Origin of the sequence: Arthrobacter sp. 2RAF22 (genome assembly GCF_052115325.1) — a bacterium.
Lineage (GTDB): Bacteria > Actinomycetota > Actinomycetes > Actinomycetales > Micrococcaceae > Arthrobacter.
In genome coordinates this window covers 228,316-242,105 of sequence record NZ_JBFRGL010000002.1, presented here as the reverse complement: position 1 = coordinate 242,105, position 13,790 = coordinate 228,316, and the positions used below count along the sequence as shown (strand labels likewise).

12 protein-coding genes are annotated in these 13,790 nt (G+C 65.0%); 4 read left to right on the top strand and 8 right to left on the bottom strand.

The annotated features are described in order from the left end of the window. The 3 genes from AB4068_RS04570 to AB4068_RS04560 all read right to left on the bottom strand — a co-directional run. A partial coding sequence (locus AB4068_RS04570; protein WP_441432777.1) for an ABC transporter permease occupies window positions 1-526 on the bottom strand: 526 nt, incomplete at its 3' end. Between the two features lie 46 nt (window positions 527-572). Beyond that, window positions 573-1,568 carry a substrate-binding domain-containing protein gene (locus tag AB4068_RS04565; protein ID WP_284989657.1) on the bottom strand — a complete coding sequence of 332 codons (996 nt, stop codon included), beginning with the start codon at window positions 1,566-1,568 and terminating at the stop codon, window positions 573-575. A gap of 171 nt (window positions 1,569-1,739) precedes the next feature. Next, window positions 1,740-2,750 (bottom strand): LacI family DNA-binding transcriptional regulator, encoded by a 1,011-nt coding sequence (locus tag AB4068_RS04560; RefSeq protein WP_441432776.1) that lies wholly within the window; start codon window positions 2,748-2,750, stop codon window positions 1,740-1,742. A 155-nt stretch (window positions 2,751-2,905) separates the two neighbouring features. Here AB4068_RS04560 and AB4068_RS04555 point away from each other — a divergent pair, with 155 nt between their 5' ends. From AB4068_RS04555 to AB4068_RS04540, 4 genes are all read left to right on the top strand, one after another. Beyond that, complete coding sequence (locus AB4068_RS04555) at window positions 2,906-4,084, top strand: Gfo/Idh/MocA family protein (RefSeq protein ID WP_306962934.1); 1,179 nt, start codon at window positions 2,906-2,908, stop codon at window positions 4,082-4,084. Continuing rightward, entirely contained in the window at window positions 4,081-5,100 is a 1,020-nt protein-coding gene (locus AB4068_RS04550) for a sugar phosphate isomerase/epimerase family protein (RefSeq protein ID WP_441432775.1), read from the top strand. The genes AB4068_RS04555 and AB4068_RS04550 overlap by 4 nt, the downstream gene beginning before the upstream one ends. Before the next feature lie 167 nt (window positions 5,101-5,267). Then, entirely contained in the window at window positions 5,268-5,648 is a 381-nt protein-coding gene (locus AB4068_RS04545; RefSeq protein WP_284989653.1) for an ArsR/SmtB family transcription factor, read from the top strand. Further along, window positions 5,645-7,303, top strand: a complete 1,659-nt coding sequence (locus AB4068_RS04540) for a SulP family inorganic anion transporter (protein WP_441432774.1) — start codon at window positions 5,645-5,647, stop codon at window positions 7,301-7,303. The genes AB4068_RS04545 and AB4068_RS04540 overlap by 4 nt, the downstream gene beginning before the upstream one ends. A 22-nt stretch (window positions 7,304-7,325) precedes the next feature. Here AB4068_RS04540 and AB4068_RS04535 read toward each other — a convergent pair whose 3' ends face one another. The 5 genes from AB4068_RS04535 to iolD form a co-directional block, all read right to left on the bottom strand. After that, window positions 7,326-8,198 (bottom strand): sugar phosphate isomerase/epimerase family protein, encoded by an 873-nt coding sequence (locus tag AB4068_RS04535; protein WP_441432773.1) that lies wholly within the window; start codon window positions 8,196-8,198, stop codon window positions 7,326-7,328. A gap of 8 nt (window positions 8,199-8,206) precedes the next feature. Next, window positions 8,207-9,220 carry a Gfo/Idh/MocA family protein gene (locus AB4068_RS04530; RefSeq protein ID WP_284989650.1) on the bottom strand — a complete coding sequence of 338 codons (1,014 nt, stop codon included), beginning with the start codon at window positions 9,218-9,220 and terminating at the stop codon, window positions 8,207-8,209. A 38-nt stretch (window positions 9,221-9,258) separates the two neighbouring features. Beyond that, window positions 9,259-10,170 (bottom strand): sugar phosphate isomerase/epimerase family protein, encoded by a 912-nt coding sequence (locus tag AB4068_RS04525; RefSeq protein WP_441432772.1) that lies wholly within the window; start codon window positions 10,168-10,170, stop codon window positions 9,259-9,261. A gap of 115 nt (window positions 10,171-10,285) precedes the next feature. Next, window positions 10,286-11,797, bottom strand: a complete 1,512-nt coding sequence (locus tag AB4068_RS04520; RefSeq protein ID WP_441432771.1) for a CoA-acylating methylmalonate-semialdehyde dehydrogenase — start codon at window positions 11,795-11,797, stop codon at window positions 10,286-10,288. 44 nt (window positions 11,798-11,841) lie between these two features. Next, a complete protein-coding gene (iolD, locus tag AB4068_RS04515) occupies window positions 11,842-13,770 on the bottom strand; it encodes a 3D-(3,5/4)-trihydroxycyclohexane-1,2-dione acylhydrolase (decyclizing) (RefSeq protein ID WP_441432785.1) in 1,929 nt (642 codons plus the stop codon). Window positions 13,771-13,790: the final 20 nt, after the last annotated feature.

Here is a 13,790-nt window from a genome sequence, read left to right as displayed (position 1 = left end):
GCTTGGAAATCGACGGCGAGGACACGGACCCGCCAATCAGCCGGGTCAGGGCCAGGTTCAGGCCCGTGAGCATCAGGAACGTCGCGAGCGTCACGATGAAGGACGGCAGCTTCGTCTTGACCAGGATCCAGCCGTTGATGAAACCGATGCCGAGCGAAACGACGAGCGCCAGCACGACGCCGACCCACGCGTTCAGCGAGAAGTTCCAGCTGAACAGCGAGGCAGTCAGGGCCGAGGAAATCACGGCTACACCGGTGGAAAGGTCGAACTCGCCGCCGATCATCAACAGCGACACCCCCACCGCCATGATCCCGATCGTCGAAGAACCATACAGCACGGTCGCGAGCGCGTTCGGCTGCGTGAACGTCTGGGACACCGAAGCGAAGAAAATGAAGAGAACAACGGCCCCCACGAGGGCGCCGACTTCAGGCCTGCCCAGAAACTTCTGGACCGGGCTCCGGCGTCCGATCCGCTCATCGCCGGGGGCCGAAGCCGGTGCCGGCGGCAGGGTTGCTGTGTTTGCCATAGGAAGAACTCCTTGTTGGTCAGGCCGCGCGGCCAGAATCCTGGATCTAGCGGACGCCCTGCTGGGCGAATTTGAGGACGTCGGAAGCGTTGGACTTGTCCACGATGGTGGGACCGGTCAGAACGGGCTGGCCGCCGCCGAGCTTGAAGCCGCCGCGCTTGGCCTGCCACAGGGAGTCAACGGACATGTAGCCCTGGAGCCACGGCTGCTGGTCCACGGTGAAGATCACAGAGCCGTCCACGATTTTCTGGGCGAGGTCCGCGTTCAGGTCGAAGCTGGCCACCTTTGCAGAGCTGCTGGCGTCCGTGACGGACTTGAGGAGCGTGAGGGTGATCGGCGCGCCCAAGCCGATGATGACATCTGCATCCTTGGCTGCCTGGAGCTTCGCAGTAGCGGTGGACTGGACCGCAGTCATGTCCTTGCCATCGACGTAAAGGATTTCCGTTCCAGGCACTTTCGCCTTGACACCGGCACACCGTGCCTCAAGGCCAACGTGGCCTTGCTGCTGGATCACGCAGACCGGGTGTTTGAAGCCTTGCGATGCAAGCTTGGTTCCGACGGCCTCGCCAGCGAGCTTCTCGTTCGAGCCGAAGTGGGTGAACGCGCCGAGCTGTGCCGAGACGCCTTCGCCGGCGTTGAGGCTCACTACGGGGATACCGGCATCGGTTGCTTTCTTAAGGACGTCCTTGAGGGCATCCGGCGTGGCGAGCGTGACGGCTATACCGTCAACCTTTTGGTCGATAGCCTGCTGCACGAGCTGGGCCTGGCGGCCAGCTTCGGGGTCGCTTGTGTACAGGAGGTCAACATTGTCCTTCGCGGACGCTTCCTCAGCGCCCTTACGGACGATATCCCAGAATGTATCGCCTGCCGCCGCGTGGGTGATGAGGGCGACTTTCATACGCGGAGTGCTGACGGCTTGACCGCCGCCGGCGGCGTTACCGCTGTCAGCTGGCTTCCCGCCCGTGCTGGAACAAGCGCTTAGAGCCATCATCGGAACGACGGCCGCAACGAGTGCCGCCTTCCGCCAGGAAAACTTCTTCACGATTTATCTCCTTTGATTGGGGTTGTGGCCCTGCCACTCTGCAGGAGCTCAAAGCCCTCTACACAGATCATGGTGACTCGCCTCACAGATGTCAATCCTTTGTCCTGACATTAGGATGTTTTTACGTGAGATGGTCACGTGATCTCCCGGGGAACACCGTTCAGATCGGGGCTACGGGGCGGGCCGAGACGTGGTGCTTCGCACCACCAGGACGGGATCAATCAGGGTGCGCTCGGGCTTGATGGCGGGGTCTTCAATCCTGGCGAGCAGCCTGTGCGCAGCATTAATGCCGACAACGTCGCTTCGGTTGTCGACGGAAGTGATGTCCAAGTACCTCGACTTGGCCAGCGGGGAATTGTCGTAGCCGATCACAGAAATGTCGTTGGGCACGCGAAGGCCCCTGGCCTTGAGGACGGCGAAGGCGCCCACGGCCATGGTGTCGTTGGCCGCGAAGATCGCGGTGGTGTCCGGATGGTGGTCCAGCAGCCAGGAGGCGCCGGCGTAGCCATCTTCCTCCGAAGTACCTTGGGACTCGGCAATCAGGAGTTCGACGCCGGCTGCCTGGATCTGCCGCCGGAAACCGGCGCGCCGATGGGCTGACGCGCCGTCGGACCCTGAGAGATGGCCGATGCGGGTGTGGCCCAGCTCCAGCAAGTGGCTCGCGGCCAGGCCGCCTCCGCCGTCGTCGTCGTTGGTAATGAGGTCGGCGCCGCTCGGCACCCCCATGCGCCATCCGGCCACCACCGTGGGTACCCAGGTCCGCGCCAGCATAGGCTCGCTCGGTTCCGCCGCGATCACCAGCGCATCAATGTGCATGGCGAGGAGGCCGTCCGTGGCTTCTTTGATGCGGTGCTCGCCGGGCCGGGAGTCGGCCAGCATGACGTGGTATCCGAGATCGGAGAGGACGGATTCCATACCCCTCAGCAGGTCCACGAACCAGAGGTTCCGGTAGTCGTCGATCACCAGGCCGATGCTCTTGGTCCGATTGCTCGCGAGGGTTGTCGCGGCCCGGCTGGGCCGGTAGCCCAACTCCGATATTGCGGCCTGGACGGCTTCGCGGCGCTTGTCACTGACCCTCGCCGGCGCTTGGAGGACCAAGGACACCAACGACGGCGAGACGCCGGCTAGCTTGGCAACGTCATAGATGGTGGGGCGGCGGGTTTTTGGACTGCTGGCACTCATGGTTCGGGAACCTTTCTCCTCTGCTGTCAAGGGTATTCCCAAGACATTGACAGGACATACTCACATGATTACGCTGTAAGTCCAGTGCTAAATTGTAGCGCTCCAAAATGCCCCGGTGTGCTCGACACCCAGGCTGAATTTCGAAGGAGAAATCAATGGCTGAGAGCCTAGGGGTCGCCGTCATCGGCGCAGGAATGGCCGGCAAGGCACACGCGGCGGCCTACCGCACAGCGTCTGCCCTTTACAGCCCCGTGCTTCCGCCGGTGCGCCTCGTGTCGATCGGCGACGTGAACCCGGAGTTCGGGTCCCTCGCTGCCCGGCGTTTCGGCTACGAACGCAATGACACCTCATGGCAGGCGATCGCGGAAGCGGACGATATCGACGTCGTGAGTGTCGTCATCGCGAACTCTCTTCACCGCGAGGTGGTCGAGGGACTCCTGGCCGCAGGGAAGCACGTCCTCTGCGAGAAGCCGCTGAGCGACTCGATCGAGGACGCCCGGGCCATGGCGGACGCAGCCCGCAACGCTTCCAGCATCGCGCGCATCGGCTTCACGTTCCGCCGCACACCGGGCATCGCCTACATCCGCGACTTGATCCGCACCGGCGTCCTCGGCAAGGTGCTGCACTTCAGCGGCCGCTACTGGACCGACTACGGCTTCAGCCCTTCCGCTCCCATGAGCTGGCGCTACAAGGGGGGTCCCGGCTCCGGTGCGCTGGCCGACGTCGGAAGCCACCTGGCCTATGTCTCCGAGTTCCTGTGCGGCGACATCACGTCCATCAGCGGCGGTCGCCTGAGCACCGTCATCGACAAGCGCCCTGTGCCCCTTGGCGCCGTCATGGGCCACGACCACGCCGCTGTCAGCGACACCTTCGAGGCCGTAGAGAACGACGACTACGCTGCTTTCAACGCAGCATTCGAGAACGGCGCGGGCAGCTTCGAAGTGTCCCGCGTTGCAGCCGGCCACGCCAACAGCCTCAACTTCGAAGTGTTCTGCGAAAACGGTGCGGCGAAGTTCGACCAGCGCCGCCCCTCCGAAATCCAGCTCTTCCTCAACGATGGCTCCGGCAACGAGAACGGCTACCGCCAGGTCATCCTCGGCCCGGGCCACCCCTACATCGCCGGCGGCCTCGCCATGGACGCCCCCGAAGTGGGCTTCGGGCAGAACGACGCCTTCGGTTACCAGGCCCGGGCGTTCCTCGAGGAGGTCGCCGGACTTCCGGAATCCGAGTCACTCCCCCGCTGCGCCACGTTCGACGAAGGCGTCCGCAACATGGAACTGCTCGGCGCCGTCACCGAATCCGCACTCAACAACGGAAAGACCATCACGCTATGAAACTCGGCGTCTACAACGCAATCCTGCACGACAGGCCGCTTCCCGAGGCCTTGAAGGTCATCGCGGACCTGGGTCTGACGGGCATCGAGATCAACACCGGCGGCTTCCTCCCCGCGGTCCACGTCCCCACCTTCGACGACATTCTTGTCTCGGATGCCGCCCGCGACGACTACCTCGCGATCTTCGAGGGGACCGGCGTCGCGATCGCAGGACTGAACTGCAACGGCAACCCCTTGCACCCCAAGCGCGAGATCGGCGAGAAGCATGCCGAGGACATCCGCCGTTCCATCCGGCTTGCAGAGCGCCTCGGCCAGAACCGGGTAGTGACCATGTCCGGCGTGCCCGGGGGCGAGCCGGGAGCCACCACGGTCAACTGGGTCGTCAACGCCTGGAACTCGGCGGCCCTGGACGTGCTGGACTACCAGTGGGACATCGCAGCGAAGTTCTGGCGCGAGACAGACCGCCTGGCCGCTGGGTATGGCGTCAAGGTAGCCCTCGAACTGCACCCGCAGAACATCGTGTTCAACTCCGCAGATGTCCACAAGCTCATCGAACTCACGGGCGCCACCCACGTCGGCGTCGAACTGGATGCCTCGCACCTGTTCTGGCAGCAGATGGATCCGGTAGCCGTGGTCCGCGAACTCGGACCCCTGGTCTTCCAGGCAGCCGCGAAAGACGTGCGCATCAACACCGCGAACGCAGCCCTCTACGGGGTGCTCGACAACAGCTTCCGCCGGCTCTCCCCGGAGGAAAGCCGCACCAACCTCGGCGGCGACGAATGGGCCAACGGGTGGCCCAAGAACTCCGCGTGGGACTTCGTTGCCCTCGGCCGCGGGCACGACACCGCCTACTGGACCGAGTTCCTGCGTGCCCTCTATGAAGTGGACCCGAACATGCTGGTCAACATCGAGCACGAAGACACTTCCCTCGGCCGGATCGAAGGACTCGAAGTGGCAGCCAAGGTCCTGCGGGATGCCGACGCAGCGCTGGAAGCGTCGCTGGAGGTGACGGCGTAGGGGGTTCCTCGCTAGCCGGTTCACCGAACCACAGAGGAGGGCCTCATCCGAGATGGGGCCCTCTTGTGTTGGCCTGCAGGGCTCTCTATTCCCACCCTTGTTACACTGGATGATGAATCCATAAAATAGTCAAGCAAAGACTCGTGGTGTGGGCCAGGGAGGCAATCATGGAAGAGTTCGCGGATTTCCGGGCACCGCTATACGAGGTGAAGGCCAATCTGTTCAAGGGGCTGGCCCACCCGGTCAGGATCCGGGTACTGGAGCTGCTGTCGGCCGCGCCCGAAGTGTCAGTGACTGAGCTTCTGGCCGCAACGGGCCTGGAGGCCTCGCACCTGTCCCAGCATCTGTCGGTGCTGCGCCGATACCACCTCGTCAAGGGAGAGCGACGGGCGCTGCAGATGTTCTACACCCTGGCCTACCCACAAGTCGCGGAACTCCTCTCCGTCGCCAGACTGCTGCTCAACGACATTCTGCACACCACCCGGGCGCAGCTTGAGTCCTCGGAAGCGACTGCATCCGCGTCAGCCGCAGCGGCCAGCACCCGGTGAAGCTACTGGTCGCGGTCCGAGCCTTGCTGCCCGGGCGGCAGGATTACGCGCTATTGCCCGGTACCTGGAAAGGAGACTTGATTGCCGGGGTCACGGTCGGCATCGTCGCGCTGCCGCTGGCCCTGGCATTTGGTGTCAGCTCCGGCGCGGGTGCGGCCAGCGGATTGATCACCGCGGTGATCGCCGGCGTGATCGCGGCCGTCTTCGGTGGTTCCAACATCCAGGTCTCCGGACCCACCGGCGCCATGGTCGTGGTTCTGGGCCCGGTCATCGCCGCCCACGGGCTCGGGGCGCTGGCCGCGGTCTCGGTCCTTGCCGGGGTGATAGTGGTGGCCGCGGGGCTACTCAAACTCGGGCGGGTCGTGACGCTCCTGCCCTGGCCGGTGATCGAGGGCTTCACCGTCGGAATCGCGGTGATCATCTTCCTCCAGCAGGTCCCTGCCGCGTTCGGCACCAAGCCGGGCCCCAGCAGCAACGCCGTCATCTCTGCCGCCCAGGCCATCGGCACCGTGTCCCCTGCCTCGTTCCTTGCGCCGGTTGCCGTGGTGGCTCTGGTGGCGGTGATCATGATTGCGTCACCGCGGATCCACCCCCGGATCCCGGGCTCGCTCATCGCGATCATCATTGCCACTGTGGCCGCACAGTTCCTCGACCCGCCTGTGACCCGGATCGGTGCGCTGCCCGATTCCCTGCCGGCCCCGATGATCCCCTCCCTGGACCTGGGGACGATCACCGCGCTGGCCGGGTCCGCGGCTACGATCGCGGCCCTGGCCGCGATCGAGTCACTGCTCTCTGCACGGGTCGGAGCGTCGATCTCGGATACCGGCCCCTATGACGCGGACCGTGAGCTCCTGGGCCAGGGCCTCGCGTCCGTCGCGTCCGGATTCTTCGGCGGCATGCCGGCCACTGGTGCCATCGCCCGCACAGCGGTCAACATTCGTTCCGGGGGCAGGACACGCCTTGCCGCCATTACCCATGCGCTGGTCCTGCTTGCCGTGGTGTACCTGGCCACCGGCCCGGTTTCCGGCATCCCCCTTGCTGCCTTGGCCGGGGTCCTGATGGTCACCGCGACTCGCATGGTCTCCCTCAAGACGCTGCGCAGCGTGATCGGATCGACCCGCGCCGACACGGTCGTGTTCTTCGTCACCGCACTGATCACCGTTTCCTTCGACCTGATCGAGGCCGTGGAGATCGGGATCGCCGTCGCTGCATTCTTCGCCTTGCGTGCTTTGGTCCGGTCCAGCGGTGTGCACCGGGAAGAAATCCCCGGCCCGGTCCACGAAGGGGACGAGCACATCGCCGTGTTCCGGCTCGACGGGGCACTATTCTTCGCCGCTGCCGAGCGCGTCCTGGAGCGGGTCAGCGCCATCCGGAACGTCGACGTCGTGATCATCCGCATGTCGCAGCTGCAGATCCTGGACGCAACCGGTGCCAGAACCATCACAGACATCGTCCAGGCCCTGGAACGCCGCGGAATCACCGTGCTGATCAAAGGGATCCAGGAACGCCACCTTCGGCTCGTCACCCAGGTGGGGGTCCTGGACTCCCTTCGCCACCACAAACACCTCTTCACCGAACTGGGCCCAGCCGTCGAACACGCCCGAAGCCACGTCGCCCGCGCCGCCAGCGCACGCAACCCCGGCAAGACCCCGTAAACCGGTCCAGCCGCGGCCCCCCTTATTGGACCTTCGCGATGTATTTGCCCATGGTCTCCAGCTGGTAGCGGGACACCTCGTTGGCATTGTCGTCCTCGGCGAAGACGCTGGACACCATGACCGTGTTGTCCTTGTCCAGGAAGCCGATTTCCTTGAGTCCGCCGAAGAACTCGTCCCAGTTGACGTCGCCGTCGCCGATCTTGAGGTGCTGGTGGACGCGCACGGCGTTTCCCGGCGGGTTGGTGATGTAGCGCAGCCCGTGGGAGGCGTGGTGGTCCATGGTGTCGGACACGTGGACCAAGCGCAGCTTGTCCCCCGCGGCCCGCATGATGTCGAGCGGCTTGTTGCCCATGTGGAACGTGTGGGAGGCAACGTAGACCATACCGATGTTGGGCGAATTCACGCCACGGATGACACGCAGCGCGGCGAGTCCGTCCTCCACGAAGTCGTCCGGGTGCGGGTCGATGAGGACGTCCAGGCCTTCGCGCTCGATTATCGGCAGCAGCTCTTCCATGGAACGGTAGAAGGCCCTTTCGGACTCCTCCGCCTTTTCCGGGCGGCCGCTGAATTCGGTATTCATCGTCTGCACGCCAAGATCGACCGTGATCCGGATGGCGCGCTTCCAGTAACGGACAGCGGCCTCGCGAGCGTCTTCGTCGGGTCCGGACCAACGCAGCACCGGGAGCACCGAGGCGATCTCGACGTCGGCGTCCTTGCAGGCTTTCTTCAGCTGGCCCACAAGTTCGTCGTCGGCCTTCGGGTGGTTGAAGAACGGGATGAAGTCCGCGTGCGGGGTCAGCTGGAGGTACTTGTAGCCGAGGTCGGCGGCCAGCCGCGGAAACTCCAGCAGGCCGTGGCTGTGGTGGAACGGGGTGGGATCGAGGGCAATCTTCATGGCCACTCCTACTTGTACAGCTCAGGCTTGGTGTTGAGCTGTACCGCGACCTTCTCGCCCGACTTCTGGGCCTCAACGCCGGCTTCGCAGCACGCAGCGGTGGCATAGCCGTCCCAGGCGGTGGGGCCGCCGATTTCGCCGCGGCGGGCGGCGTCAACCCAAGCCTGGACCTCGACGTCGTACGCGGCACCGAAGCGCTCTTCGAAGCCGGGCGTGACCTTGCCGCCCCAGCGGCCCGCGCTGCGGACGTAAGGACCGCCGTCGCCACCGATGCTCACGATGCCGTCCTCGAAGGAGGCCTGGGTGGCCACTTCGTAGCCGAACTTCGCGTTCACATAGATTTCGACGTCGGCCAGGACGCCGGACTCGGTCTCGATCAGGACGTGCTGGGGATCGTGCTGGCCGTTCGGGGCGTTGCGCGTCGCCTTGCCCAGGCGGACCTGCACGGAGGTGATTTCCTCACCGGTGAAGAAGCGGATGGCATCGAATTCGTGGACCACGGAGTCGTTGATGAGCATCTCGTTGGTGAAGCCCTGAGGAGTGTCCGGGTTGCGGTGCTGGTGGTGGAGCATGAGCAGCTCGCCGAGTTCACGATCGCGGATCACGGAACCCAAGGCGGCGTATTCGGCGTCGAAGCGGCGCATGAAGCCCACCTGGATGCGCTTGTGGCCGGTTGCCGTTTCGGCCTGGACAACCTTCCACGCGCTCTCGGCATCCGGGGTGAGCGGCTTCTCGCAGAGGATCGGGAAGTCCTTCTCCAGTGCCTTGTACAGGATTTCCTCGTGCAGGAAACCGGGCGTCGCGATCAGCACGGCGTTGACGTCGCCGTTGTTGAGGGCATCATCGGCGCTGGCGAGGGCGACGGCGCCGTCGATCCCTGCGATGGCGGCCTGCGCACGGGCGAGGTCGACGTCGACGACGGCGGCCACCTCGGCGCCGTGGATGCGGGTGCTGAGCCGCTTGATGTGGTCGGCGCCCATGCGGCCTGCGCCGATGACGGCCACGCGGAGAATGTCAGTCATTGTTTCTGTCCTTGGTTGTTTGTGCTTGAGAGGCAGCGTTAGTTGACAGTCGTGCGGGAGCCGCACGAGAGCAGGTAGTTTCGGGTGCGCTTGGCGATGGGCATCGGGACGTCGAAGGCCACGGGGTACATGTCCTGTTCCACAATGCCAAAGATCGGGCGGTTAAGTCCTTCAACGGCTTCGATGACGGCGCGAAGATCCGGCAGTCCGTTCGGCGGTTCGGTCATGACGCCCGCCAGGTTGGCTGCCGCCCAGGTCATGTTTTCCTCATTGACCTTCTTCAGGACATCCGGGTTGATCTGCTTCAGGTGCAAGTAGCYGATGCGGTCCGGGTAATTCTTGATCAGTTCCAGGCTGGAGGCTCCGCAGTATTCCGCGTGCCCGGTGTCCAGGCACAGGTTCAGGTACTGGGGATCGGTCTCGGCGAGCAGGTGCTCGATATCCGACTGGGCGCCGACGTGGGAATCTGCGTGGGAGTGGAATTGCTGCTTGAGGCCGAAGTCTTCCAGCAACACCTTGCCCATGCGGTTGTGGCCGGCGAACAGATCGTTCCACTGATCCTGGGACAGCTCCCCGCTCTCCACGGCCTCGCCGGTGACGTCGTCGCGCCACATCGCCGGAATGACCACGATGTGTTCGCCGCCCATGGCTGCAGTCAGCTCAGCCACCTTGCGTGCCGGCTCCCAGGCTTCCTCGTACTGTGCGGCACCGCGATGGAAGGCCGTGAAGACCGTTCCCGCCGTGACCTTGAGGTCACGCTGCTTGAGCTCCTCGGCGAGGCGGGCAGGGTCGTTCGGCAAGTATCCGTAGGGGCCCAGCTCGATCCACTTGTAGCCGGACTCAGCCACTTCGTCCAGGAAGCGTTCCCACGGGGTCTGCTTGGGGTCATCCGCGAACCAGACGCCCCAGGAGTCCGGGGCCGTGCCGATGATGAGTTTGTTCTCTGTCATTGCTCAATCCTTAACGTTGATTGCTCCCCACCGGGGGCCGCAGCCCAACTAACTCGCATTTGTTGTCGTTATGAGGGCCCAAAACGACATCTATTGCGAGTCAGTTGGGTGGCGACTAGTTGGAGGGGAAGTTGTAGGAGGCGCCGGAGGCGTGGGTGGGTTCGGGCCAGCGGGAGGTGATGACCTTGCCGCGGGTGTAGAAGGAGACGCCTTCGGGTCCGTAGATGTGCTTGTCGCCGAAGAGCGAGGCTTTCCAGCCGCCGAAGGAGTGGTAGGCCACGGGTACCGGCAAGGGGACATTGATGCCGACCATGCCCACGGTGACGGAGCGCTGGAACGTGCGGGCGTTGGCGCCGGAGGAGGTGAAGATCGCGGTGCCGTTGCCGTAAGGGTTGGAGTTGATCAGCTTGATGCCTTCATCGAGGTCCTCGACGCGGACGACGACGAGGACGGGTCCGAAGATTTCCTCGGTGTAGGCGGTCATTTCGGTCTTGACGTGGTCGATCACGGTGGGGCCGACCCAGAAGCCTTCTTCGTGGCCGGGGACCACCAAATCGCGGCCGTCCACGACCATCGCCGCGCCCGCGGCTTCGGCTTCGGTGACGATCCGCACGATGCGTTCCTTGGAAGCCGGGGTGATGACGGGGCCCATCTCGGCGTCGGGCTCGGTGCCGTTCTTGACCTTCACGGCCAGCGCACGTTCTTCGACCTTCTTGACGAGCAGCTCTGCGGCGTCGCCGACGGCGACCGCGACCGAGATGGCCATGCAGCGTTCCCCGGCGGACCCGAACGCGGCGGCGGCCAGGTGGTCCGCGGCGTTGTCCAGGTCGGCGTCGGGCATGATGATCGCGTGGTTCTTCGCACCGCCCAAGGCCTGCACCCGCTTGCCGTGCTTGGTGGCGGTTTCGTGGACGTACTGGGCGATCGGGGTGGAGCCGACGAAGGAGATCCCGTCCACGTCCGGGTGGGTCAGCAGCCCGTCGACGGTTTCCTTGTCCCCGTGCAGGACCTGGAACACACCGTCGGGCAGCCCGGCCTGCTTCCACAGCTTCGCCAGCAGCATCGAGGCGGAGGGATCCCGCTCCGAGGGCTTGAGGATGAAGGCGTTGCCGGTGGCGATCGCCATCGGCGCCATCCAGAGCGGGACCATGACGGGGAAGTTGAACGGGGTGATGCCGGCGACGACGCCGAGGGGCTCGCGGAAGGAGAACACGTCGATGCCGGTGGAGACCTGGTCCGAGTAGTCGCCCTTGAGCAGGGTCGGGATACCGCAGGCGAACTCGATCACTTCGAGGCCCCGGCCGATCTCGCCCTTCGCGTCGGAGATGACCTTGCCGTGCTCGGCCGTGACCAGGGCGGCGAGCTCGTCCACGTGGGCAGCGACGAGTTCGCGGAACGTGAACAGCACGGCCGTGCGCTTGGCCAGGGAGAAATCGCCCCACTTCTCGGCCGCGGCCTTGGCTGCGGCAACGGTGGCGTCCAGGTCCGCCCGGTTCGCGAGCCGCAGCTGAGCGGTCACGGCGCCGGTGGCCGGGTTGTAGACCGGCTGGCTCCGGTCGCCTTCGCCGGCGGTTTCTACACCGTTGATGAAATGCTTGATGGTGGTCAGTGTGGTCGTCGTCGACATGTGCGGACTTCCTTGTCTGGTGCTTGAAGAGAGCTTGAGGGGGTCTAGCCGAGCAGCTTGCGCTGGCGGTTCTTGTGGTCTGTGTACGTCTGGTAGGCCTGCTGGGTGGATTCGAGTTCGGAGACCTGCGAAACGGGAACGTCCCACCAGGATTCGGAGCTCGGGGCGTCCAGCAGGGGGTCCGATTCGACGTGGATCACGATCGGTCCGCTGTCTTCCGGTGCTGCTTTCGCGTCGCGGATAGCTTGTTCGAGTTCGGCGATGACCTTCTCCCCCGGTTCGATCCGGATGACTTTCGCGCCGAGGGACTCGGCGTTGAGGGCCAGGTCGATGGGCAGGTTCTCGCCGGCGTCGAAGGAGTGTTGTTCCTTGTCCAGGACGCGGTACTGGGTGCCGAAGCGCTGCGAGCCCAGCGACTCGGAAAGCGAGCCGATCGAGGCGTAGCCGTGGTTCTGGATAAGGACCACGATCAGTTTGATGCGTTCGGCGACGGCGGTGACCAGTTCGGTGTGCATCATCAGGTAGGAGCCGTCCCCCACCATGACCACGACGTCGCGATCCTTGCCGTCTGCAGCGGCCTCGGCCAGGGCCGCGCGCTTGACGCCCAAGCCGCCGGGGATCTCGTAACCCATGCACGAGTAGGCATATTCGACGTGGTAACCGAACGGATCCCGGACACGCCACATCTTGTGCAGGTCGCCCGGCAGGGAGCCGGCGGCGCAGATGACGACGTCCTGCTCATCCATGGCCCGGTTGGTGGCGCCGATGATCTCGTTCTGGGCCGGCAGCGGGGTGTGCCGGGTATCGAAGGCTTCATCCACGATGCCGTTCCAGCGCTTCTTCTCGGCCGCGATCGTTTGCTCGAGGTCCGCGCCGACACGGTAGCCGCCGAGGGCTGCGTTGAGCTTGACGAGGGCCTTGCGGGCATCGGCGACGATCGGCAGTACGGTGCCGTGCTTGTACGCGTCGATCGCGGCCACGTTGATGTTGACGAACTTCACGTCGGGGTTCTGGAAAGCAGTGCGCGACGCCGTCGTGAAGTCCTCGTAACGGGTACCGATTCCGATGATCAAGTCAGCTTCGGCCGCGATGGCGTTCGCCGCCGTCGTGCCCGTGGAGCCGATGGCTCCGAGCGAGAACTTGTGGTCCCACGGAAGGACGCCGACGCCGGCCTGGGTGTTACCCACCGGGATTCCGGTCAGTTCGGCGAACGTGGCGAGTTCCTCGTTCGCGAAGGCGTACAGGACGCCGCCGCCGGCGATGATCAAAGGGCGCTTCGCGGCACGGATGGCCTCGGCGGCGCGGCGGATGTCGTCGTCGTCGGCCTCGGGGCGGCGGATCCGCCACTCACGCTCGGCGAGGAATTCCTCCGGGACATCCAAGGCTTCGGCCTGGACGTCCTGCGGCAGCGAAATGGTGACCGCGCCGGTCTCGGCCGGGTCCGTCAGGACGCGCAGGCCATGGTGGAAGGCCGAGAACAACTGCTCGGGCCGGGACACCCGGTCGAAGAACTTGGACAGCGGACGGAAGGCGTCGTTGACCGTGATGTCGTAGGCGTACGGCAGCTCGAGCTGCTGCAGCACCGGGTCCGCGGCCCGGGTGGCGAAGGTGTCGGACGGCAGCAGCAGGACAGGCAGCCGGTTGGTGGTGGCCAGCGCCGCGCCGGTCAGCAGGTTCGAGGAACCCGGGCCGATCGAGGTGCTGATCGCGAACGTCTGGCGGCGGCGGGTGTGCCGGGCGTAGCCGACAGCCTGGTGCGCCTGGGCCTGCTCGTTGCGGCCCTGGTAATACGGCATGATGCTCGGATCGAGCTGCTGGTACTGCTTGAGGGCCTGCCCCACACCGGCGACGTTGCCGTGTCCGAAGATCCCGAAGGTGCCCGGGATCAGGCGTTCCCGGTACTCGCTCCCGCCGACGGTGTCCACCGTGTACTGCTTGGACAGGAACTCGACAACCGCCTGGGCGACCGTCATTCTGCGCGTTGACATTACTC

What these genes read in the sequence shown, in the direction of transcription:
- AB4068_RS04560 (WP_441432776.1), bottom strand. Translation starts at nt 2,750, where the DNA reads ATGAGTGCCAGCAGTCCAAAAACCCGCCGCCCCACCATCTATGACGTT.
- iolD (WP_441432785.1), bottom strand. Translation starts at nt 13,770, where the DNA reads ATGACGGTCGCCCAGGCGGTTGTCGAGTTCCTGTCCAAGCAGTACACG.
- AB4068_RS04545 (WP_284989653.1), top strand. Translation starts at nt 5,268, where the DNA reads ATGGAAGAGTTCGCGGATTTCCGGGCACCGCTATACGAGGTGAAGGCC.
- AB4068_RS04555 (WP_306962934.1), top strand. Translation starts at nt 2,906, where the DNA reads ATGGCTGAGAGCCTAGGGGTCGCCGTCATCGGCGCAGGAATGGCCGGC.
- AB4068_RS04520 (WP_441432771.1), bottom strand. Translation starts at nt 11,797, where the DNA reads ATGTCGACGACGACCACACTGACCACCATCAAGCATTTCATCAACGGT.
- AB4068_RS04530 (WP_284989650.1), bottom strand. Translation starts at nt 9,220, where the DNA reads ATGACTGACATTCTCCGCGTGGCCGTCATCGGCGCAGGCCGCATGGGC.
- AB4068_RS04535 (WP_441432773.1), bottom strand. Translation starts at nt 8,198, where the DNA reads ATGAAGATTGCCCTCGATCCCACCCCGTTCCACCACAGCCACGGCCTG.
- AB4068_RS04550 (WP_441432775.1), top strand. Translation starts at nt 4,081, where the DNA reads ATGAAACTCGGCGTCTACAACGCAATCCTGCACGACAGGCCGCTTCCC.